The 20,743-nt window shown below is 58.6% G+C and carries 19 protein-coding genes and 2 pseudogenes; 13 read left to right on the forward strand and 8 right to left on the reverse strand.

The genetic code is table 11. The features are described 5' to 3' along the window. Positions 1-99: 99 nt before the first annotated feature. Positions 100-1,284: a porin gene (locus tag FQ185_RS01270; protein WP_149415863.1), complete on the reverse strand. Its 1,185-nt coding sequence runs from the start codon at positions 1,282-1,284 to the stop codon at positions 100-102. A 209-nt stretch (positions 1,285-1,493) separates the two neighbouring features. Then, positions 1,494-2,300: a sulfite exporter TauE/SafE family protein gene (locus FQ185_RS01275; RefSeq protein ID WP_149415864.1), complete on the reverse strand. Its 807-nt coding sequence runs from the start codon at positions 2,298-2,300 to the stop codon at positions 1,494-1,496. A gap of 161 nt (positions 2,301-2,461) precedes the next feature. Here FQ185_RS01275 and FQ185_RS01280 point away from each other — a divergent pair, with 161 nt between their 5' ends. Then, a complete protein-coding gene (locus tag FQ185_RS01280; RefSeq protein WP_149415865.1) occupies positions 2,462-3,325 on the forward strand; it encodes an MBL fold metallo-hydrolase in 864 nt (287 codons plus the stop codon). A gap of 12 nt (positions 3,326-3,337) precedes the next feature. Here the strand turns inward: FQ185_RS01280 and bkdR are convergent, their stop codons facing one another. Beyond that, complete coding sequence (gene bkdR, locus FQ185_RS01285; RefSeq protein WP_008149727.1) at positions 3,338-3,823, reverse strand: Bkd operon transcriptional regulator BkdR; 486 nt, start codon at positions 3,821-3,823, stop codon at positions 3,338-3,340. Between the two features lie 186 nt (positions 3,824-4,009). Between bkdR and FQ185_RS01290 the strand changes: the two genes are divergently transcribed. The 5 genes from FQ185_RS01290 to FQ185_RS01310 all read left to right on the forward strand — a co-directional run bounded on the left by FQ185_RS01290 (position 4,010) and on the right by FQ185_RS01310 (position 10,222). Beyond that, positions 4,010-5,245 (forward strand): 3-methyl-2-oxobutanoate dehydrogenase (2-methylpropanoyl-transferring) subunit alpha, encoded by a 1,236-nt coding sequence (locus FQ185_RS01290; protein ID WP_149415866.1) that lies wholly within the window; start codon positions 4,010-4,012, stop codon positions 5,243-5,245. 1 nt (position 5,246) lies between these two features. Then, positions 5,247-6,305: an alpha-ketoacid dehydrogenase subunit beta gene (locus FQ185_RS01295; protein ID WP_149415867.1), complete on the forward strand. Its 1,059-nt coding sequence runs from the start codon at positions 5,247-5,249 to the stop codon at positions 6,303-6,305. Beyond that, on the forward strand, positions 6,306-7,583 hold the full coding sequence (locus FQ185_RS01300) for a dihydrolipoamide acetyltransferase family protein (RefSeq protein WP_149415868.1): 1,278 nt from the start codon (positions 6,306-6,308) through the stop codon (positions 7,581-7,583). A gap of 3 nt (positions 7,584-7,586) precedes the next feature. Beyond that, entirely contained in the window at positions 7,587-8,972 is a 1,386-nt protein-coding gene (gene lpdA / locus FQ185_RS01305; protein ID WP_149415869.1) for a dihydrolipoyl dehydrogenase, read from the forward strand. Between the two features lie 230 nt (positions 8,973-9,202). Next, entirely contained in the window at positions 9,203-10,222 is a 1,020-nt protein-coding gene (locus tag FQ185_RS01310; protein WP_149415870.1) for a branched-chain amino acid aminotransferase, read from the forward strand. A gap of 100 nt (positions 10,223-10,322) precedes the next feature. Here the strand turns inward: FQ185_RS01310 and FQ185_RS01315 are convergent, their stop codons facing one another. After that, on the reverse strand, positions 10,323-11,237 hold the full coding sequence (locus FQ185_RS01315; RefSeq protein ID WP_149415871.1) for a LysR substrate-binding domain-containing protein: 915 nt from the start codon (positions 11,235-11,237) through the stop codon (positions 10,323-10,325). 105 nt (positions 11,238-11,342) lie between these two features. Between FQ185_RS01315 and FQ185_RS01320 the strand changes: the two genes are divergently transcribed. After that, a complete protein-coding gene (locus tag FQ185_RS01320) occupies positions 11,343-11,951 on the forward strand; it encodes a LysE family translocator (RefSeq protein WP_149415872.1) in 609 nt (202 codons plus the stop codon). 226 nt (positions 11,952-12,177) lie between these two features. Then, positions 12,178-12,921 (forward strand): SDR family NAD(P)-dependent oxidoreductase, encoded by a 744-nt coding sequence (locus FQ185_RS01325; RefSeq protein WP_149415873.1) that lies wholly within the window; start codon positions 12,178-12,180, stop codon positions 12,919-12,921. 16 nt (positions 12,922-12,937) lie between these two features. Here the strand turns inward: FQ185_RS01325 and FQ185_RS01330 are convergent, their stop codons facing one another. Beyond that, positions 12,938-13,693 carry a helix-turn-helix transcriptional regulator gene (locus tag FQ185_RS01330; RefSeq protein WP_149415874.1) on the reverse strand — a complete coding sequence of 252 codons (756 nt, stop codon included), beginning with the start codon at positions 13,691-13,693 and terminating at the stop codon, positions 12,938-12,940. A gap of 82 nt (positions 13,694-13,775) precedes the next feature. On the opposite strand from FQ185_RS01330, the gene FQ185_RS01335 reads away from it, so the two are divergent. Next, entirely contained in the window at positions 13,776-14,897 is a 1,122-nt protein-coding gene (locus FQ185_RS01335) for a cytochrome P450 (protein ID WP_149415875.1), read from the forward strand. A 4-nt stretch (positions 14,898-14,901) separates the two neighbouring features. Here FQ185_RS01335 and FQ185_RS30120 read toward each other — a convergent pair. Both FQ185_RS30120 and FQ185_RS01340 read right to left on the reverse strand, forming a co-directional pair. Further along, positions 14,902-15,012: pseudogene (locus FQ185_RS30120) on the reverse strand (MEKHLA domain-containing protein); the annotation flags it as partial. Positions 15,013-15,048: 36 nt separating this feature from the next. Further along, on the reverse strand, positions 15,049-15,930 hold the full coding sequence (locus FQ185_RS01340; RefSeq protein WP_149415876.1) for a LysR substrate-binding domain-containing protein: 882 nt from the start codon (positions 15,928-15,930) through the stop codon (positions 15,049-15,051). A 140-nt stretch (positions 15,931-16,070) separates the two neighbouring features. Here FQ185_RS01340 and FQ185_RS01345 point away from each other — a divergent pair, with 140 nt between their 5' ends. After that, positions 16,071-17,102, forward strand: coding sequence for a D-cysteine desulfhydrase family protein (locus tag FQ185_RS01345; RefSeq protein WP_149415877.1), 1,032 nt, complete (start codon positions 16,071-16,073; stop codon positions 17,100-17,102). A 19-nt stretch (positions 17,103-17,121) separates the two neighbouring features. On the opposite strand, the gene FQ185_RS01350 is transcribed toward FQ185_RS01345, so the two are convergent. Beyond that, positions 17,122-18,021 (reverse strand): LysR family transcriptional regulator, encoded by a 900-nt coding sequence (locus FQ185_RS01350; protein ID WP_149415878.1) that lies wholly within the window; start codon positions 18,019-18,021, stop codon positions 17,122-17,124. Positions 18,022-18,160: 139 nt separating this feature from the next. Here FQ185_RS01350 and FQ185_RS01355 point away from each other — a divergent pair, with 139 nt between their 5' ends. From FQ185_RS01355 to FQ185_RS01365, 3 genes and pseudogenes are all read left to right on the forward strand, one after another. Next, on the forward strand, positions 18,161-18,775 hold the full coding sequence (locus tag FQ185_RS01355; RefSeq protein WP_149415879.1) for an FMN-dependent NADH-azoreductase: 615 nt from the start codon (positions 18,161-18,163) through the stop codon (positions 18,773-18,775). 355 nt (positions 18,776-19,130) lie between these two features. Next, positions 19,131-20,364 (forward strand): annotated as a pseudogene (locus FQ185_RS01360) (S-type pyocin domain-containing protein). Continuing rightward, positions 20,361-20,696 (forward strand): hypothetical protein, encoded by a 336-nt coding sequence (locus FQ185_RS01365; RefSeq protein WP_149415880.1) that lies wholly within the window; start codon positions 20,361-20,363, stop codon positions 20,694-20,696. Before FQ185_RS01360 ends, FQ185_RS01365 begins: the two are co-directional and overlap by 4 nt. Positions 20,697-20,743 lie beyond the last annotated feature (47 nt).

Genomic DNA, 20,743 nt, shown 5'->3' on the forward strand with positions numbered 1-20,743 from the left:
TATGCTACTTGGGTAGCGGGTAGCCGCTTCGATGGGATGAGAGCGGTGTCGTAAACACCACTCGCTCCTACAGGGGTTTGCGTTGCCCTAAGCTGAGGCTTACCAGGTCAGCACCGCCCCCACCGCAAAGGTGTCGGTGTCTTCGTTCTGGTCGCTGGTATCGTGACCGTTGATTGCGAACTGGTTGTACTCGGCTACCAGCTTGAGGTTGTCGTTGACGTCATGAAACAACGCAATGCCGCGGGTTTCGTAATCTGCGCCGCTGCCGACTGCGCCATTGCCGTCATCGTTGGTTTTGCCGTACGACAAGGCCAGACGGTTTTTGCCCAGTTTGTAGGAGCCTTGCAGCAAATAGCCATCACTGTCGACGTTGCGCAATGTGGGTTCGCCGGCATTGTTGGTGAAGAACGGGTTGATGCCTTTGGCCTGGAAGCCGGAACCGGTCAGCGACAACCCACCCATCTTCGCCTGCACGCCGTAGCCGACGCCTTTGGAGGTGACAGACTGGACGGTGGAATCGGTGTTATCCGAGGTCTGGTAACTGCCGTTGACCCAGCTGTAAATCTTCGCCCCGGCGACGTCGAACTGGTAGGTGATCTCGCTTTCGGTGCGCGGATTTTCCTGATAAGCCTTGCCCGTCGGGCTGCTGTCGTTGGTGTCCACCGGGTCCATGATCCCCACCGCCACCCGCAAGCCTTCCATCACCGGCGTGCGATAGGTAATTTGCGAGGTCGGGAACGGATACGGATAACCCGTGCCAATGTTGCCGAACGACACCCCGCCGCCATCCACCAGCCCCAGGGTATCGCTGACCTGGCCGTAACCGGCGAGCAATTCATCCAGCAAAATGTTGGAACGGGCGAACAGGCCAAAGTCCTTGCCGATCAGCACTTCGCCCCACTCAGGGTTGGCCACCGTGCCGTAGAACTGCCGCACGTCGATGGCGGTGTCGGTGCCGTTGGTTTCGCTGTCGTTGATGGTCACCCAGAACGAGGCACGGGCGCCGAGCTTGAGGTCATCGATTTGCTTGCCCATGTTGAAGCCCAGGTAGTTGGGTAGAAAACCCATCTTCACGCGCGCCTGTTTGCGGTCGAACTGGTCGCCGGCACGGTCCACATCGCTGTTCACATAGAAGGCGTTGATGTAGCCGTCGGTGGAAAACGTGGTCTGGTCCTTGTCGTACAGCATGATCTCGGCCTCGGCCATCGAGCTCAAACCGAGGGTCGACAGGCTGGCGATGAAGGCAGGCAAGAAACGATGCTTGATGTTCTTATTGTTGTGCATGACGCGCTCCGCAGCGGGGGACTGGATGTCGGAGGCGATTATCGAAAGCTGACCGGCGGCGTCATACGCTGCCTTGGAGGCGGTTTTCAGGTGCTTTGGATTGGTCGGTAGCGCGCGGCAAGTTCGGTGTAAGACCACGTGTCGGCACGGCCCGGAACTTAGGGTGTACGCCGATGGAACACACTGGCGTCCACAGGGACAAGTGCCGCCTAGACGACTGCTCTAAACAGCATGTAAGCGGCAACCACGACGCAGATACTGGCAAAGCCGATTTGCAAGGCCCGGGCCGGTACTCGTGCGCAAAGCTTTCGGCCAATGATCATGCCGACGATGCTGGCGACGATGAATGCCACGCCCAGACCGTCGATTCGCACCCCGGCCTGAAACGCGCCGATCACGCCGATGGCGGAAATCAGGCTGATCACCATCAACGACGTGGCGACGATTCCGCGCATCTGCACATCGGTCAGCTGCTTGAACGCCGGGACGATCAGGAAGCCGCCGCCCACCCCGAGCAGCCCGGAGACCACTCCGGTCACTGCGCCCAGTGCCGCGAGGGTCGCGGTGCATTTGGCGGTCCAGGAAAAACGCCCGGTCTGCTGATCGAGCATGCAGTTCTTCTGGCCCCAGTTGGCATGGCCATGGTCGCTCGGCCCTTCGTCCTGACGCTCACGTCGCAGCATCCGCCAGGCCACCATGACCATCAGCAGGCTGAACAGAATCATCAGGATTTTTTCTGATAACTGATGAGCGAAGAAGATGCCCACCGGCGAAAAAATCGCCCCCAACAATGCGATCAGCAACGCTGCGCGATAGCGCACCAGACCATGGCGCAAGCCGTCGATGGCACCGACGGCCGCCGCACTGCCCACCGCAAACAGTGCGACGGGCGCGGCCTGGGTCATGGTCAAACCCAGCCCCAGCACCAGAGCCGGCACCGCAAGAATGCCGCCGCCGGCACCGGTCAAACCCAGCACAAGCCCCATCACCACGCCAAAAAAACTTGCCAGCAACATAAACCACTCGTGATCTGCAAAAAAAAGCCGGGAGCGCCCGGTATCGATGACTGACAGGATAGAGCCCGCACAGCTTTTTTCATTAATTGAATAGATGCGGGCTGGTCAGCGCAGGGAAAATGAAACTACCCTCAAGGCTTGTCCAGAAAGAAACGGCCACCATGCCCGCCTTGATTGAAGCTTTTTTAGACCCTGCCTCGTCGACCTTCAGCTACGTCATCTACGAGCACGATAGCGGGCACTGCGCCATCGTCGACCCGGTGCTCGACTACGACCCCGCCGCCGGGCGAACCTCCACCGTCCAGGCCGACAAGATAATCGCCTTCGTTCGCCAACATCAGCTGCAGGTGCAATGGCTGCTGGAAACCCACGCCCATGCCGATCACCTCTCCGCCGCACCGTATCTGCGTCGGGAACTGGGTGGCAAGATTGCGATTGGTCAGTCGATCAGCAAGGTTCAGGGCGTGTTCAAGACCTTGTTCAATCTTGAGCCGGAATTTCGCAGTGACGGTTCACAGTTCGACCATCTGTTCGCGCCGGACGAATCGTTCCGGATCGGCAACCTCAAGGCTACGGCCCTGCATGTTCCCGGCCACACGCCAGCGGACATGGCCTATCTGATCGACAGCGATGTGATTCTGGTGGGCGATACGCTGTTCATGCCGGACGTGGGCACCGCGCGCTGCGACTTTCCTGGCGGCAACGCCAACCAGATGTTTGCTTCGATTCGCAAACTGCTGGCCTTCCCTGCCAGCGTGCGACTCTATGTCTGCCATGATTACCCGCCTGAGGGTCGTGAACCGCAGTGCATGAGCACGGTGGGCGAACAGCGCAAAAGCAACATTCACATGCATGATGGCATCGACGAAACCGCGTTCGTCGCCATGCGCACCCAGCGCGATGCGGGGTTGGGCATGCCGACATTGTTGCTGCCAGCGATTCAGGTGAATGTGCGGGCGGGGAATTTGCCGCCGGCCGAGGACAACGGCGTCACGTACCTGAAAATCCCCCTGAATAAACTCTGAGTCCGATCTGCCCTAGGCGAGGGTCAGGCCGTTAGCCGGCAATGGCAGCGCGGTTTTATAGCGCACCTGTTTGAGCGCAAAGCTCGAGCGGATGTTGGCGACGCCGGGGACTTTGGTGAGGAAGTCCATCATGAAGCGCTCCAGCGACTGAATGGTCGGCACCAGCACGCGGATCAAGTAATCCGGGTCGCCGGCCATCAAATAGCATTCCATCACTTCCGGGCGATCCGAGATCGCCTCTTCGAAATGCTGCAACGCTTCTTCCACCTGTTTCTCCAGGCTGACGTGAATGAACACATTCACGTGCAGCCCCAGCAGATCCGCATCCAGCAAGGTCACTTGCTCACGAATCAGCCCCAATTCTTCCATCGCCTTGACCCGATTGAAACACGGCGTCGGCGACAGGTTGACCGAGCGTGCGAGGTCGGCGTTGGTGATGCGCGCGTTCTCCTGAAGGCTGTTCAAAATGCCGATATCGGTACGGTCCAGTTTGCGCATGAGACAAAACCACCTGCTTTTTATGTTTGTGCAGATTTTTTATCCTCAAATGAGCGCCAACGCAACGAAACAGAGAGAAATATTCTTCTTCGCCGGGCCTATGATGTTTGTAGGACAAGATTTCCACCATCCGTGGAAGGACGGTCAGCTCACTACAAGAAATTCACAAGATCGAGCGTAGAAGCCATGAACCAAGCGTACGAACCGCTGCATCTGCACGTTCCCGAACCTTCGGGCCGTCCTGGCTGCAAAACCGACTTCTCCTACCTGCGTCTGACCGACGCCGGCACGGTGCGCAAACCTCCAATCGACGTTGAACCGGCTGACACGGCTGATCTGGCCAAGGGCCTGATTCGCGTGCTCGACGATGAGGGCAATGCCCTCGGTCCGTGGGCTGAAGGCGTGCCGGTGGAGATCCTGCGTAAAGGCATGCGCGCCATGCTCAAGACGCGGATCTTCGACAACCGCATGGTCGTCGCCCAGCGTCAGAAAAAAATGTCGTTCTACATGCAAAGCCTTGGCGAAGAAGCCATCGGCAGCGCCCAGGCCCTGGCCTTGAACATTGACGACATGTGCTTCCCGACTTATCGCCAGCAAAGCATTCTGATGGCGCGCGAAGTGCCACTGGTTGACCTGATCTGCCAACTGCTGTCCAACGAGCGCGATCCGCTCAAGGGCCGTCAGTTGCCGATCATGTATTCGGTAAAAGACCACGGTTTCTTCACCATTTCCGGCAACCTCGCCACTCAATTCGTGCAGGGCGTGGGCTGGGGCATGGCCTCGGCGATCAAGGGCGACACCAAAATCGCCTCGGCCTGGATCGGCGACGGCGCCACCGCTGAATCCGACTTCCACACCGCCCTCACCTTCGCCCACGTTTACCGTGCGCCGGTGATCCTCAACGTCGTCAACAACCAGTGGGCGATCTCCACGTTCCAGGCGATTGCCGGTGGTGAAGCCACCACATTCGCCGGTCGTGGCGTTGGTTGCGGCATCGCCTCCCTGCGGGTCGATGGCAACGATTTTGTCGCGGTCTACGCCGCCTCTGCGTGGGCCGCCGAACGTGCACGCCGCAACCTCGGCCCGACCATGCTCGAGTGGGTCACCTACCGCGCCGGTCCGCACTCCACCTCTGATGATCCTTCCAAATACCGTCCTGCCGACGACTGGAGCTACTTCCCGTTGGGCGACCCGATTGCGCGCCTCAAGCAGCACCTGGTGAAAATCGGCCAGTGGTCCGAAGAGGAACACGTTGCCGTCAGCGCCGAGCTGGAAGCCGAAGTCATTGCCGCGCAGAAAGAAGCCGAGCAGTACGGCACCCTCGCCGGTGGCCAGATTCCAAGCGCCGCGACGATGTTCGAAGACGTCTATAAAGAGATGCCGGAGCACTTGAAGCGCCAGCGTCAAGAGTTGGGGATCTGACATGAACGACCACAACACTAATATCGAGTTGGAAACCGCCATGACTACAACCACCATGACCATGATCCAGGCCCTGCGCTCGGCCATGGACGTGATGCTTGAGCGTGACGACAATGTCGTGGTCTTCGGCCAGGACGTCGGCTACTTCGGCGGCGTGTTCCGTTGCACCGAAGGCCTGCAGAACAAGTACGGCACCTCCCGGGTGTTCGATGCGCCGATTTCCGAAAGCGGCATCGTCGGCGTCGCAGTCGGTATGGGCGCCTACGGTCTGCGCCCGGTGGCCGAGATCCAGTTCGCCGATTACGTGTACCCGGCGTCGGACCAGATCATTTCCGAAGCTGCCCGCCTGCGTTATCGCTCGGCCGGCGAGTTCACCGCGCCGATGACCCTGCGCATGCCTTGCGGCGGCGGCATCTACGGCGGCCAGACCCACAGCCAAAGTATTGAGGCGATGTTCACTCAGGTCTGCGGTCTGCGCACGGTCATGCCGTCCAACCCTTACGATGCCAAAGGCTTGCTGATCGCCTCCATCGAAAACGATGACCCGGTGATCTTCCTTGAGCCAAAACGCCTGTACAACGGCCCGTTCGACGGCCATCACGACCGTCCGGTAACCCCATGGTCGAAACACCCGGCCGCGCAAGTGCCGGACGGTTACTACACCGTGCCGCTGGACGTCGCCGCCATCGCGCGTCCGGGCAAGGACGTGACCATCCTGACTTACGGCACCACGGTTTACGTGTCGCAAGTCGCTGCCGAAGAAACCGGGATAGACGCTGAAGTCATCGACCTGCGCAGCCTGTGGCCGCTGGACCTGGACACCATCGTCAAGTCGGTGAAGAAAACCGGTCGTTGCGTGATCGTTCACGAAGCGACCCGCACTTGCGGTTTCGGCGCCGAACTGGTCGCCCTGGTGCAAGAGCATTGCTTCCACTACCTGGAAGCGCCTATCGAGCGCGTCACCGGTTGGGACACTCCCTACCCGCACGCACAAGAGTGGGCGTATTTCCCTGGCCCGACCCGAGTGGGCGCGGCTTTGCATCGGGTTATGGAGGTCTGAATGGGCACGCACGTTATTAAAATGCCGGACATTGGCGAAGGCATTGCAGAAGTTGAATTGTCGGTATGGCACGTCAAGGTCGGCGACATGGTCGTCGAAGATCAGGTATTGGCCGATGTGATGACCGACAAGGCGATGGTCGACATCCCGTCGCCGGTCCACGGCAAGGTGATTGCGCTGGGCGGAGTACCGGGCGAAGTCATGGCCGTCGGCAGCATCCTGATCAGCATTGAAGTCGAAGGCGCGGGCAACGTTAAAGAGTCGGCTCAGTCGGCGGCCGCTACTGTGAAAGAAGCACCGGTTGCGGCGCCAAAAGTTGCAGCCGCTGCTGAAAGCAAACCGGTTGCTGCAGCAGCGCCACGAGCTGCCGTGTGCCAAGGCCCGATGGTCGCTCGCGAAGCCGATGAGCGTCCGCTGGCCTCCCCGGCCGTGCGTAAGCATGCGCTGGACCTCGGCATCCAGTTGCGGCTGGTGCGTGGCACCGGCCCTGCCGGTCGCGTTCTGCACGAAGATCTGGACGCTTATCTGGCACAGGGTCAGCAGACGCAATCCACCGTCGCTGTCGCTTACGCCCAACGTAACGACGAAGAACAAATCCCGGTTATCGGCATGCGCCGCAAGATTGCCCAGCGCATGCAGGACGCCACTCAGCGCGCCGCACACTTCAGTTACGTCGAAGAAATCGACGTCACCGCCGTGGAAGAACTGCGCGCTCACCTGAACGAAAAACACGGCACTACACGCGGAAAACTGACCTTGCTGCCGTTCCTGGTTCGCGCACTGGTCGTTGCGCTTCGGGACTTCCCGCAGATCAACGCCCGTTACGACGACGAAGCCCAGGTCATCACTCGCCTCGGCGCGGTGCATGTGGGCGTCGCCACGCAAGCCGACATCGGTTTGATGGTGCCGGTGGTCCGTCACGCCGAAACCCGCAGCCTGTGGGACAGCGCCGCCGAAATCTCCCGTCTGGCCACCGCTGCCCGCAATGGCAAGGCCAGCCGCGATGAGCTCTCCGGCTCGACCATCACCCTCACCAGCCTCGGCGCGTTGGGCGGCATCGTCAGCACGCCAGTGTTGAACCTGCCGGAAGTTGCAATCGTCGGCGTCAACAAAATCGTCGAACGCCCGATGGTCGTCAAAGGCCAGATCGTGATTCGCAAGATGATGAACCTCTCCAGCTCCTTCGATCACCGCGTGGTCGATGGCATGGACGCGGCGCAATTCATCCAGGCCATCCGTGGCTTGCTCGAACAACCCGCTACTTTGTTTGTGGAGTAGGTCATGCAACAGACTTTGAACACCACGCTGCTGATCATCGGCGGCGGCCCCGGCGGTTATGTGACGGCGATCCGTGCCGGTCAACTGGGCATTTCGACCATTCTGGTTGAAGGCGAATCACTAGGCGGCACGTGCCTGAACATCGGCTGCATTCCGTCCAAGGCGTTGATCCACGTCGCCGAACAGTTCCACCAGACGCAGCATCACAGCCAACACTCGGCCCTGGGAATCAGCGTTTCCGCGCCGACGCTCGACATCAGCAAGAGCGTCGAGTGGAAGGACGGCATTGTTGATCGCCTGACCACCGGCGTCTCGGCGCTGCTGAAAAAGAACAAAGTCCAGGTCATTCAAGGCTGGGCCAACGTCATCGACGGTAAAACCGTCGACGTCGGCGACACGCGCATTCAGTGTGAGCACCTGGTGCTGGCCACCGGTTCAAAAAGCGTGAACCTGCCGATGCTGCCGATTGGCGGCCCGATCATCTCCTCCACCGAAGCCCTGGCACCGACCTCCGTGCCAAAACGGCTGGTCGTGGTTGGCGGCGGTTATATCGGTCTGGAACTGGGGATTGCCTATCGCAAACTCGGCGCCGACGTCAGCGTGGTCGAGGCTCAGGATCGCATCCTGCCGGCCTACGACGCCGAACTGACCCAGCCTGTGCACGACGAACTTAAAAAACTTGGCGTAAAGCTTTACTTGAAGCACAGCGTCGAAGCTTTTGATTCACAAGGAAATATCCTGCAAGTTCGTGACCCGAACGGTGACACGCTGAACGTGGAAACCGATCAGGTACTGGTGGCCGTCGGCCGCAAACCGAACACTCAGGGCTGGAACCTCGAAGCGCTGAACCTGGACATGAACGGTTCGGCGATCAAGATCGACAACCGCTGCCAGACCAGCATGCGCAACGTGTATGCCATCGGCGACCTCAGTGGCGAACCGATGCTCGCGCACCGGGCCATGGCTCAGGGCGAGATGGTTGCCGAACTGATCAGCGGTAAATCCCGTGAGTTCAACCCGACCGCCATCGCCGCCGTGTGCTTTACCGACCCGGAACTGGTGGTGGTCGGCAAGACACCGGACGACGTCAAGGCGGCGGGTCTGGACTGCATCGTTTCCAGCTTCCCGTTCGCCGCCAATGGCCGGGCGATGACTCTGGAGTCGAAAAGCGGCTTCGTGCGGGTCGTGGCTCGTCGCGATAATCATGTGATTGTCGGCTGGCAAGCAGTGGGTGTGGGCGTTTCGGAATTGTCGACAGCGTTCGGCCAGAGCCTGGAAATGGGCGCCCGGCTGGAAGACATCGCCGGCACGATCCATGCGCATCCGACCTTGGGCGAAGCTGTCCAGGAAGCGGCGCTGCGAGCTTTGGGCCACGCGTTGCACCTGTAACCACTACACCGCTGATCGTTCCCACGCTCTGCGTGGGAATGCAGCCCGGGACGCTCCGCGTTCCAACAGCGGACGCAGAGCGTCCATTGAGGCATTCCCACGCAGAGCGTAGGAACGATCAACGTATTTGGGCTGCGAAACAGGCCCGGAATGAAGTATTGTTGTCCCCATCCAGAAAAACGTCAGAAGCCTTGAACCGTTTCGGCGGTTGTTAAGTGATAGAGGGTGTCATGGGTAACGAAAGCATCAATTGGGACAAGTTGGGTTTTGACTACATCAAGACAGACAAGCGCTATCTGTCGCACTGGCGTAATGGCGAGTGGGACAAAGGCACCCTGACCGAAGACAATGTGCTGCACATCAGCGAAGGCTCCACTGCCCTTCACTATGGCCAGCAATGCTTCGAGGGCCTGAAGGCCTATCGTTGCAAGGACGGTTCGATCAACCTGTTCCGCCCGGATCAGAACGCCGCCCGCATGCAACGCAGCTGCGCGCGCCTGCTGATGCCACACGTGTCCACCGAGCAATTCATCGAAGCCTGCAAGGAAGTGGTCCGCGCTAACGAGCGTTTCATCCCGCCTTACGGCACCGGCGGTGCGCTGTATCTGCGCCCGTTCGTGATCGGCGTGGGTGACAACATCGGCGTGCGCACCGCCCCCGAGTTCATCTTCTCGATCTTCTGCATCCCGGTCGGCGCCTACTTCAAGGGCGGCCTGACCCCGCACAACTTCCTGATCTCCAGCTACGACCGCGCCGCCCCACAAGGCACCGGTGCAGCCAAGGTCGGTGGTAACTACGCCGCCAGCCTGATGCCGGGCTCCCAAGCCAAGAAAGCGCACTTCGCCGACTGCATCTACCTGGACCCGATGACCCACTCGAAAATCGAAGAAGTCGGCTCGGCCAACTTCTTCGGTATCACCGACGACAACAAGTTCGTCACGCCGAAGTCCCCTTCGGTGCTGCCGGGCATTACCCGTCTGTCGTTGATCGAGCTGGCAAAATCGCGTTTGGGCCTGGAAGTGATCGAAGGTGACGTGTTCATCGACAAGCTGTCCGACTTCAAAGAAGCCGGCGCTTGCGGTACTGCGGCCGTGATCACCCCGATCGGCGGCATCAGCTACAACGACAAACTGCACGTGTTCCACAGCGAAACCGAAGTCGGCCCGATCACCCAGAAGCTCTACAAAGAGCTGACTGGCGTGCAGACCGGCGACATCGAAGCGCCAGCGGGTTGGATCGTCAAGGTTTGATCCAGCGCTTCAGGCACTAAAAAAGCCCACCCCTCGCGAATGCGTCGGGTGGGCTTTTTGTTGGCCGGTCGTTTTTCAGCGCCGGTCACTTGCAGGCGAATCACCCTGCGATCAATTGCCCCACCTGACCGGCATCCTCTTCGATCCGGGCAAACAACCACTCCACAAACACTCGTGTCTGCACCGTCACGTCGGGCGCGACACCGTAGTAATAACGCGGCAACGGCATTCGCAACTCGGGCAGCGGGCAGATCAGGCGACCGCTCGAAAGGTGGGTGCCCAGCAAAGAGGTCGGGCACAAGGCAATGCCCTGCCCTTCCACGGCGGCCTCAAGCACCCGGTGCATGTGGTCAAACTGCTGGGTGACCTGAGTGGCGGACTGGCCTTGACCAAAATGCAGGGCCCAGTTGTGCCAATCTTCGCGACGCGCCTTGACGGTCAGTAACGTGTGCCGGCTCAGGGACGCGAGGTCTTCAAGGGCCAGACGCTCGATCAGCGAGGGTGCCGCGACCAGCAACAGTTCGTCTTCAAAGAGGGCTCGCGCCTCAATTGCCGGTGCCCAGTCGTCACGACCACGGCGAATGACGATGTCGAACCCATCGCGCGAATGATCCGGTGCCTGGGTTTGGGTCATCACTTGCGGCTTGATGTCCGGGTGCTGCGCAATGAAATCCTCCAGCCTGGGCGCTAGCCACAGCATCGCAAAGGATGGGCGGACATTGATATTCACGGTCGGCAGCGAGGCGTGCTGCTTGAGTTCAGCCGCGGCGCTGGCGATCTGCGCCAGCCCGGCACTGACCTGCTCATAAAAGCGCTGACCGGCCGGCGTCAGCACCGATTGACGGACACGCCGCTCGAACAGCAGCACACCCACGTGTTCCTCCAGCAATTTGATGTGCCGGCTGACGGCACTGTGACTGACATGCAGCTCTTCGGCCGCCAGGCTGAAACTCTGATGGCGAGCAGCAACAGCGAAGGCGCGAACAGCATTAAGCGGCGGTAGTGGATTTATCATGCGTCTAATTTAGTCACATATGCAGCGCAATTAAAGCGTTTGTCACGCCCACGTCGTCACGCCAATCTGCTCGCACGCAGCCAGCGCCACCTGACGGAGCAAGACATGAACAGCTACGGACTCTTTCTACTATTTGCCACCCTGACCATTTTGAGTCCGGGACCTGGCGTGGTCCTGACCCTGTCCAACGCGGTGCGCCATGGCTGGACCGGAGCAGTGCCGGGCATTTTGGGGATCGCGTCGGGAGCGTTTATCGTCGCCGCCATCAGCGCCACCAGTGTCGGCCTGATCCTCAGCACCTCCGCCAACGCCTTTACCGCGTTGAAATACGCAGGTGCCGCCTATTTGTTGTACCTGGGTTACAAAAGCTGGTGCTCGGCAGGTTTCAGCACGCGACTTGAAACGCGCCCCTCAAAACCGGGCTACCGCTTCCTTGAAGCGGCTTCGATGCAATTTTTGAACCCCAAGGCCGTGTTTTTCTTTCTGGCGGTGTTCCCGCAATTCATCGACACCTCAGCACACTTCTCCACCCAGTTTTTCAAACTGGTCGCCTCCTATGGCGTACTGGTGATCCTCGTGCATGGCAGCTATGCCTTGCTCGCCAATGCCGCCAAAGGCTGGTTGTCGAGCCCGAAGGGTTCCTGGCTGGCGGCGAAAGTCTCGGGCGTGACTTTCGCCGGTTTCGGCGTGCTGATGGCCTCGGCCAGTCGCTAAGGAGCAGAACCGGGCGGGGTTTTTCATTAGAGTCCTAATGACAACATTTGCGGTCATAACGACATCGCCTGCAACTAGTCAAAATAACCACACTATCTTTCAAACGCCCTGTTTACGCAGCGCTTGCACCTGGCCCGAAACTTGACTGCAAACATTCCGCTTTTCAAACGTTATCCCGTCATCGACTGATGTCGATCCGGCTAATTTCAGAAAAAAGGAATGCCCCATGCACACTGTTTTCCAGGATCGTCTGGCCGTCGTCACCGGAGCAAGTTCAGGTATCGGCCTGGCAGTAACCGAACGACTGCTGTCCCAAGGCGCCCAAGTATTGGCAATGTCACGCCAGATCGGCGGACTGGGGGAATTGGCCGAGCGCTTTTCGACACGTTTGTCGTGGGTGGCCGGCGATGTCACTCAACCGGCTGATCTGGCTCGGTTGGCAAAGCAGGCTTCAACCATCGGCCCAGTGAGTTACCTGGTGCCGAATGCAGGCATCGCGGAACTGGCTGATGGCCTTGATGTGTCGGCATTTGACCGGCAGTGGGCAGTCAACGGCGCGGGGGCGATCAATACACTCGCCAGCCTGCGCGGGCACTTGGCGGAATCCACCTCGGTCGTGTTTATCGGGACCTTTCTGGCGCAAGTGACCTTTCCCGGGCTGGCCGCCTATATCGCGTCAAAGGCCGCATTGATTGCCCATACGCGCACCCTCGCGGTGGAGCTGGCTCCCCTCGGCATTCGCATCAACACCGTGTCCCCTGGTCCCACCGCTACGCCTATCTGGTCGACGCTGGGATTGAAGAATGAAGAGCTGAACGAAGTTGCCAACGCAGTGAACCTGCGGTTGCTCGATGGTCAATTTCTTGAAGCGGGCGCCGTCGCCGATGTGATCCTGTTTCAGCTCGGCAACGGCGCACGTAACGTCTTTGGCCAGGACTGGGTCGTCGATAGCGGTTACACACTCAGATAATTAATAAAATTATATTTCAATTATTAACGGATACATATTGAGGTTGATTCGAGGATTTGATAGATGGGCCGGTCGACACCGGCAGCGTCAGACCAAACTGTACGTTGATCTCCTTGCGGCCCAGCGCCGTCAACGCCAACGCGCGGCTGTCCAGATCCTGAGTCACCCATTTGCGCCGGACCGCCATTTGCAGCAGCGCCGCCCCCAGCGATCCACCCAGATGCGGGCGGCGCATGCTCCAGTCCAGGCATGGGCAGGCGAAGCGGCGACGCAGCGTGCTCAAATCCTTGACCTCGATACCTAACCCTTCAAACAACGCCTCACCACTGTCGCTCAGCTGATAGACCTGTTCATCGGTTTCCAGCAGCCACCCCGCTTCGATCATCCGGTCATGCAGCACCACCGCCAACGTACCGGCCATGTGGTCGTAGCACGTGCGGGCAAATTGCAGGCGATCCGGGGTGCGCGAATTGAAGGTCGGCGCAACGTTTTGGCCGATCACCATCAACGCTTCCAGCGCCTGGGCGACGCGCTTGTCCGCCAGGCTGTAATAGCGATGTCGGCCCTGCACGTGCAGCCGCACCAGCGCCAATTCCTTGAGTTTGGCCAGGTGCGCGCTGGCGGTGGAGGCGCTGACTTCGGCAATCGCCGCCAACTCAGTGCTGGTGCGGGCGTGGCCGTCCATCAGCGAACAGAGGATTTTCGTCCGGGCCGGTTCCGCGATGGCTGCAGCCACGTGAGAGACGCCAATGTCGTGCTGTTCTACGTTCATATTTCGCTCCCGGACGAATCAAGGCCTTTTCGGACTGGAGATAGTAGCAACACTTTTCCAACCACGAACAAGGCTGCGACCCATGGACCCGATCATCGCTGCGACTCATGCCGATCCTTATCCCTATTACGCTGAACTGCGCGCGGACGGCGGGCTGGCTTTACACCAAGGACTGAATGTGTGGGTGGCGAGTAGCGCCCGAGCGGTTGCGGCCGTGCTGGCGCACCCTGACTGCCATGTTCGGCCGTCACACGAACCGGTGCCCAAGGCGATTGTTGGCGGGATGGCCGGCAAGGTCTTTGGTCAGTTGATGCGGATGAATGAGGGCGAACGGCAGCGTTGCCCGAGGTCGGCAATTAAACCGGGATTGGCGTTGATTGATGTCGATGAAGTTAATGCGCTGGTCGGCGCTCGCCTGATCACTCCGGGCGCCGACGGGTTGTACAAGGCGATGTTCCGCGGGCCGGTGTGCGTGGTGGCTGCATTGCTGGGGTTCTCTCCGGCTCAGAACCGGGCGATTAGCGAGCTGACCGGGGACTTCGTCGCGTGCCTGTCGCCCCTGAGCGATCAAGCGCAACTGGGGGCGGCGCACGTTGCGGCTGAACACTTGAGCGGCTATTTCGTTGAGCTGCTGGATGACCCGAACAATCAGAGCACCCTGCTCGCCGGGATCCGCCAGCGCTTCGCGGCAACCTCTGGCGACGCTGAAACGTTGATCGCCAACCTGATCGGGTTGTTTTCCCAGACCTATGAGGCCACCGCCGGGCTGATCGGCAATGCGCTGTTGGCGTTAATTCGAAACCCGTCACTGCACAGCGAGTCGACATCCGTTGGCGACTTGATTGCTGAAGTTCAGCGCTTCGATCCGTCGGTGCCGCACACCCGCCGGTTTGTCGCTGCGCCTTGTGAAATCGAGGGGGTAAGCCTGAACCCCGGCGACGTGATTCTGGTGCTGCTGGCTTCGGCCAATCGTGATCCGCGGCTCAATGACCATCCCGACGTCTTTCTTCTGGATCGTCCAGACCGGCGTAGTTTCAGTTTTGGTGCGGGGCGGCATCAATGTCCGGGGCAGTTGTTGGCGTTGAGTATTGCCAGCGCCACGTTGAGGGAGATTCTGGCAATGAAGCCTGCTTTGGATCGCCTGACCTGGCATTACCGGCCTTCGCTGAACGGGCGTATTCCGCTGTTTAGCGATTTGCCGTAAGACCGATCAGCGTCCAGACGTTGCCTTCGTGAATCATGGAGGCATTGCCATCCCGATCCACCGGATAACAGCTGTAGCCATGAGCAATACCGTTGGCCGTGACCTGCTCCAGCAATTCGAAACCCGCCTGAAAAATCCGCTTCCGCAACGGTCACGCCAGTCGCTGCGCAACAAAATCGATAAAGGCTTTCAACTTGGGCAGAGATTTTCGCGAGCGTGGATACACCATCTGTACCGGCTTCGGCGGGGGCGCATAGGCGTCCAGGATCCGCACGAGTTCGCCATTGTCCAAGGCCGCCGACACCAGGAAATCGGGCTGCATCAAAATGCCCTCTCCGGCCACGGCCGCCTGCAGCAGCACTTGGCCGTCATTGCTTTTCAGCACCGCGCCTTCGGGCCAGGGAATCTCGCTGGCGCCGTCTTTCAAAGGCCAGGCAAAACGGTTGTTCCAGGACGTGTGGGTGAGGATTCTGTGTCGGTGCAGGTCTTCGGGGGATTGGGGTTCCTGCCATTTTTCCAGATACCGGGGCGATGCGCAGATCACCATTCGATACGGTGGCAATGGCTTGGCCAGCAGATTCACGCCGATCAGTTCGGAAATCCTGAACGCCAGATCGAATGACGTCTCGTACAGGTCCACCACTTCGTTGCTCAGTATCAGCTCGACCTGGATCTGCGGATAACACTGCATGAACTCGGACACCAGAGGACCGACCAATGACACACCGAGGGTCATCGGCGCGGTGATTCGCAACAGGCCGCTGGGCTCCGGGCTCGACGCCTCCACCCGGCTGAACGCGTACTTCACCTGCTCCAGTGCCCGCTTGGCTTCTTCATAAAACAACCGCCCCTCCCCAGTGATGGATTGCCGTCGGGTAGTGCGCTGAATCAGTTTGGTATTGAGGGTTTTCTCCAGGCTCTGGATATGCCGTCCAACCATGACCGCCGACATCCCGATGTCACTGGCCGCATCGGCAAAGCTGCCCGCCTCGACCACGGCGACGAAAACTTCCATTTGCCTGAGTTTGCTCATGACCATGCCTTGTGAAAGGAGGAAACGGAACGCTTGATTAAATACATCAGGTTAAAGGAGTAATAACCGGCAATGCGTTTATCACGAGGGTCGTTCTCCCTAGAGTCACATTATTAAAGGTGAACAACGAGGCTCCATCGATGCAAACCTTACTGGACACGTCACTGAGTTCTTTTGCGCGAGCAGACCTCCTGCAAGGCCCCACGCCCATTCAGCGCGCCGAACGCCTCGAACAACTGCTGGGCTTGAAGCCGCAGGGAATCGGCCTGTTTCTCAAACGCGACGATCATATGCTGATTGGCGGTGGCGGTAACAAACTGCGCAAACTCGAATTCCATATCGGTGCAGCGCTGGCGGCCGAAGTCGACACGGTGATCACCGTGGGCGGCATTCAGTCCAACCATGCACGCCTGACCGCCGCAGTGTGTGCCCGCCTGGGCCTGGCCTGTGAACTGATCCTGACCCGCGCGGTGCCCAAAAACGATGTGGATTACGAACTCAACGGCAACGTTCTGCTCGACCAGTTGTTCGGCGCACAGCTACAGGTGCTTGCCGAGGGCAGCAACTCACTCGCCGCGGCCGAAACACGGGCCACGCAACTTCGGGATTCGGGGCGCAACGTTCTGGTGATTCCCACCGGTGGTTCAACGCCGTTGGGCAGTCTCGGTTATGCGCGCTGCGCAGCGGAAATCGCACAGCAAGAGACGGAGCTCGGCCTCACCTTCAATCAAGTCGTAGTGCCCAACGGCAGCGCCGGCACCCACGCCGGACTCGCGGCCGGCTTCCAGTTGCTGGGTCGAGGCACCTCGATCGTCAAGTCCTATTCGGTTTTGTCCGATCAAGACACATCAGCGGCCAGAACCCGACAATTGACCCAGGACGCACTGGCGCTGTTGGGCAGCAGCGCCGTCGTTCAGGCTGAAGAGATCGCCATTGACGGCAGTCAGTTGGGTGACGGTTACGGTCTGCCGACGCCAGCCATGCAGGAAGCAGTGCGCCTGATGGCTCGCGCCGAGGGCCTGTTGATCGACCCGGTCTACTCCGGCAAAGCGTTTGCCGGGCTGTTGGCCGATCTCAGGCAAGGACGTTACCGTTCCGGGGACAATGTGCTGTTCGTGATGACGGGTGGAACACCGGGGCTTTATGCCTACAGGGACATCTTTCAGTCTTAGGTTAGGCGTCTTCGTATCATCACATGCACAGACGACGGGTCAGATCATTCAGAAGCCATCGACCTGCTTTCCCTAAAGAGCGATTTTGCATGTGCGCTGCGTAGATCGTAAGTGTGTCTGGTGTGCGCTGAAGTTCGGCGGTTAACTCAAGCGGTATTAAGCGTCCTGACGCCAGATGATCCGCAATCAGATGCTCTGGCATTCGACACCAACCGAACCCGGCGAGCAAAAAATCCAGCCGCCGTGCCAAATCTACAAACCGCCACTGGTGACTGCCCGTCACCCCATAGCTAGGGCCGTCGGGAGAAACCGGATCGGAAAGTACCAGTTGCACATAAGGCTTGAGGTCTGCACTTGTCGCCCGACGGCCTAACATAGCCAAAGGATGTCCGCTGGCTACTACTGGCCTCAAGTCGACGCTGAGCAGCGGCAGTGCGCTGACATCGTCGGGCACTGTCGGAATCAATGTGCATAGCGCCAGTGCCGCATCTCCATTGCGCAATCGGCGCTCTGCGCCGCCTAAGCCTTCGGTAGAAAAACTCACTGCCAGATGCGGAAAAGCCTCACGGAGAGCGCGCAGGCTTTCGATGAGCGGCGCGCTAGGGACTAAAGGGTCTATGGCGAGAGCCAACTCCGGCTCAACCCCGGCTGCCGTACTTGCGGCCATTGCTTCAAACTGGGCAGCGCTTGCCAGCACTGCGCGCGCTTGGACCACTAGCACTCTACCTACCTCAGTGAGCGTTGGACGATGGCCGCTGCGATCAAACAACCTCACACCTTGAATTGACTCAAGTGTGGCAATCGACTGGCTAATGGCAGATTGAGCACGCCGCAGGTGACGTCCCGTCGCCGAGAAACTGCCTGTATCAGCAATGGTTACCAGGATCCGCAACTGATCCAGGCTGAGATTTCCGATCATGACCCATCACTAAAACAGATGAACTCAATCATATTTACATCACTCCTGCATATAGTTCGCATTGGGTAGAGTGTGTCGCACATCGCCGAAAGCGACAACGCAAAACCTATCGCCGCGTCACCGCGCAGGAGTTACATCCATGTCCAGGCTTCTCAGCATTGAAACCAGCTCACGTGGGGATGCTTCAATCTCCCGGCAGCTCACTCGCCGATTTTTGGCCGCGTGGGAAGCTGCACACCCTGGGGGCGCCATCAAAATACGGGATCTAACGGACACTTCGCTTACGTTCGTGACGGCTCCCTGGTTACAGGCTTATTTCACCCCGCAAACCCAGCATTCGCCGGAAATGAAAGCCGTGTTACAGCTATCCAATGAGCTTGCGGCCGAGTTGCTGGAAACCGATCACGTGGTTATTTCAACGCCGGTCTACAACTACAACGTCCCTGCGGCGCTCAAGGCGTGGGTGGATCACGTGGTACGTAAAGGCCTGACCTTGGGCTTTGATGGTAAAGGGCTTGTGACCGGTAAAAAGGCAACGGTGCTGCTCGCTTCGGGAGGTATATACACCAATGACTCCCCGATTAGAGACCGTGACATTGCGACCCAATATTTGAAACTGATCCTGAATGTCCTGGGTATCACCGATGTCACCTTTATTGCGGCCGGCGGCGCTAAAGCTGTAGATCTCGGAGAAATCGGCATGAACGATTTTCTGGATACATTTGATCATCAAATTCAAAAGTCGCTGGTTTAGGCGCTGGATAACATCGATCCGCTGCAATAGCCAATGAACCGTGGCGAGGGGACAAGCGCCAATGCCGGTAAATTAAGCCATAACACTATCCGTAGATACCGTCTTGACCCTCACCGGGCAAGCGCTAGTTTCGGGTCATAGGGTTGGCCCGACTTGAGCACGCCATAAACGAAGTGCAGCAACTTGCGCTTGCCGCCAACCTGCATGCCCATAACTCCCTGCCCCCTTATTTCGGCAATGACAAAGTCAGAGGAAACTGGAACATGGCAACTAGGACATGTCCTACAGCCAGCGTTGGAGCCCGCCTGTAATGTCCCGTAGCCCCAGCCTCACGCTGGAACTTGAAAGGACGCTCATGGCTCGCCATAAAGACATACCGCGGGTGCAAAACCCACCGTCAGGGGACGGACACCACATAACCAGCCGCTACATGACCGCCACTGAATTAGCAGAGCGGGACGCCAGACAAAAATCCTACGACGACATGCTGGCCCGACAACAGGCATATGAAGACCGCTTCGTCAGAAAACCTCAACAACAGGACCCTCCCGGCTCCAGCGGGTGCGTGTTCGCCAAAAGCTGCAACCTCCCGGACGGCGTAATCAATCACGACAACCCAGCCGGGTTTGTCCCAACCGAGAAACTGGCCGATTACGGAAAATTCTCCCTGCTGGGTGGTCGCGAAAGGGATTCAGCGGGAAACATCCCTCTCAAAAAAATCAGTGGTAACGCGTTACCTGCTGCATTGGGAACGCTTCTCTTAGGAGGGGTTGGTGCTGGCACAAGTACTGTTGGTGGTGCAGGCGTAGTAACGGGAGGTGTTGCTGCTGGCGCATTGGCGGGAATGGTTGCACTGCTCTGGCCGTCAAATCTGGGTGACAGTTCCCTGTAATACCGAAGAACAGCTCAAGTCGATAAAGGAAGGCCGTACACGTGTCCGACTGCATATCGAACAACAGACCGATGGCTCCTTGAAGGGATACGGATACAACACCCAGAAGCGCAGCGATTGGGAAATGATTCCTGTAGTGCAGTTCGTAACTCAAGGCACTCAGCAAGTGGCTGACTTCGGCAATGGGACAACGTTGATATGGACGCCAGCCATTGACCCGTCCCGCCATTCGGGAATCCCACCGCTAGAAGGTGCCCCACAAGCCCCGCACATTTGGATTTATCCGCCAACACCAGCGGCTGACAGCATCATTGTTAACCCGATCTACCCGCCTGAGTACAAGGACTTCATACTTGTTTTTCCGGCTGATTCCGGCATCAAGCCTCTTTACATTGTCTTTTCCCTGCGATTCGATGCTGCCAGGTACCATGGAAAGACCGATACACCAGTTAAAAGTAAGGGTCCCGCGAATGGCCAGGAAGCTTTGGATAATTCGCTACAGGTAAAACCTACATCGGAACGCCGGATTGGTATTGATCCCAAAACCAACGAGTTTGTCGTCTTTGATCATACGGGAGGGGACGACTACCACGGACATGTCAGAACATGGAATAAACTCCATCAAGATATGAAAAATGTATTAATCAAGGCAAAAAAAGCCGACATCAAGGGAAACATCCTGGGAGCTAAACAGTGAGTCTTATCTACCACGATCCGTCGATTAGCCATGACGAAGCAGTCGGTCTCTTTGATAGCGGCTTAGAAAAGAACATTATCACCGCGCTGATTTCCATCGGATTAAATGAGCAAGACAGTGTCTGGGCTCAGACCATTTGCCTGAAACATCTCGAGAGTGGCACTCAGTCGGTGGCTGCGGCAGCAATCACCGCACTCGGCCATGTAGCCCGCAGATTCGGTGAGCTTGAAATGCAAGCCGTGATACCCGCCCTTAATACCGTAAAAGGAAAATTCCCTGCACTTGAAGCCACAGTGGCTGACACGCTCGACGATATTGAAATGTACACCTGACTCGCTAAATCAAAACCAGAAATCACCCTCCCCACACATAAAAACCC

This window comes from Pseudomonas sp. ANT_H12B, from assembly GCF_008369325.1.
GTDB lineage: Bacteria > Pseudomonadota > Gammaproteobacteria > Pseudomonadales > Pseudomonadaceae > Aquipseudomonas.

Coding starts and splice junctions, on each gene's coding strand:
- FQ185_RS01270 (WP_149415863.1), bottom strand. CDS start 1,284: ATGCACAACAATAAGAACATCAAGCATCGTTTCTTGCCTGCCTTCATC.
- FQ185_RS01275 (WP_149415864.1), bottom strand. CDS start 2,300: ATGTTGCTGGCAAGTTTTTTTGGCGTGGTGATGGGGCTTGTGCTGGGT.
- FQ185_RS01280 (WP_149415865.1), top strand. CDS start 2,462: ATGCCCGCCTTGATTGAAGCTTTTTTAGACCCTGCCTCGTCGACCTTC.
- bkdR (WP_008149727.1), bottom strand. CDS start 3,823: ATGCGCAAACTGGACCGTACCGATATCGGCATTTTGAACAGCCTTCAG.
- FQ185_RS01290 (WP_149415866.1), top strand. CDS start 4,010: ATGAACCAAGCGTACGAACCGCTGCATCTGCACGTTCCCGAACCTTCG.
- FQ185_RS01295 (WP_149415867.1), top strand. CDS start 5,247: ATGAACGACCACAACACTAATATCGAGTTGGAAACCGCCATGACTACA.
- FQ185_RS01300 (WP_149415868.1), top strand. CDS start 6,306: ATGGGCACGCACGTTATTAAAATGCCGGACATTGGCGAAGGCATTGCA.
- lpdA (WP_149415869.1), top strand. CDS start 7,587: ATGCAACAGACTTTGAACACCACGCTGCTGATCATCGGCGGCGGCCCC.
- FQ185_RS01310 (WP_149415870.1), top strand. CDS start 9,203: ATGGGTAACGAAAGCATCAATTGGGACAAGTTGGGTTTTGACTACATC.
- FQ185_RS01315 (WP_149415871.1), bottom strand. CDS start 11,237: ATGATAAATCCACTACCGCCGCTTAATGCTGTTCGCGCCTTCGCTGTT.
- FQ185_RS01320 (WP_149415872.1), top strand. CDS start 11,343: ATGAACAGCTACGGACTCTTTCTACTATTTGCCACCCTGACCATTTTG.
- FQ185_RS01325 (WP_149415873.1), top strand. CDS start 12,178: ATGCACACTGTTTTCCAGGATCGTCTGGCCGTCGTCACCGGAGCAAGT.
- FQ185_RS01330 (WP_149415874.1), bottom strand. CDS start 13,693: ATGAACGTAGAACAGCACGACATTGGCGTCTCTCACGTGGCTGCAGCC.
- FQ185_RS01335 (WP_149415875.1), top strand. CDS start 13,776: ATGGACCCGATCATCGCTGCGACTCATGCCGATCCTTATCCCTATTAC.
- FQ185_RS01340 (WP_149415876.1), bottom strand. CDS start 15,930: ATGAGCAAACTCAGGCAAATGGAAGTTTTCGTCGCCGTGGTCGAGGCG.
- FQ185_RS01345 (WP_149415877.1), top strand. CDS start 16,071: ATGCAAACCTTACTGGACACGTCACTGAGTTCTTTTGCGCGAGCAGAC.
- FQ185_RS01350 (WP_149415878.1), bottom strand. CDS start 18,021: ATGATCGGAAATCTCAGCCTGGATCAGTTGCGGATCCTGGTAACCATT.
- FQ185_RS01355 (WP_149415879.1), top strand. CDS start 18,161: ATGTCCAGGCTTCTCAGCATTGAAACCAGCTCACGTGGGGATGCTTCA.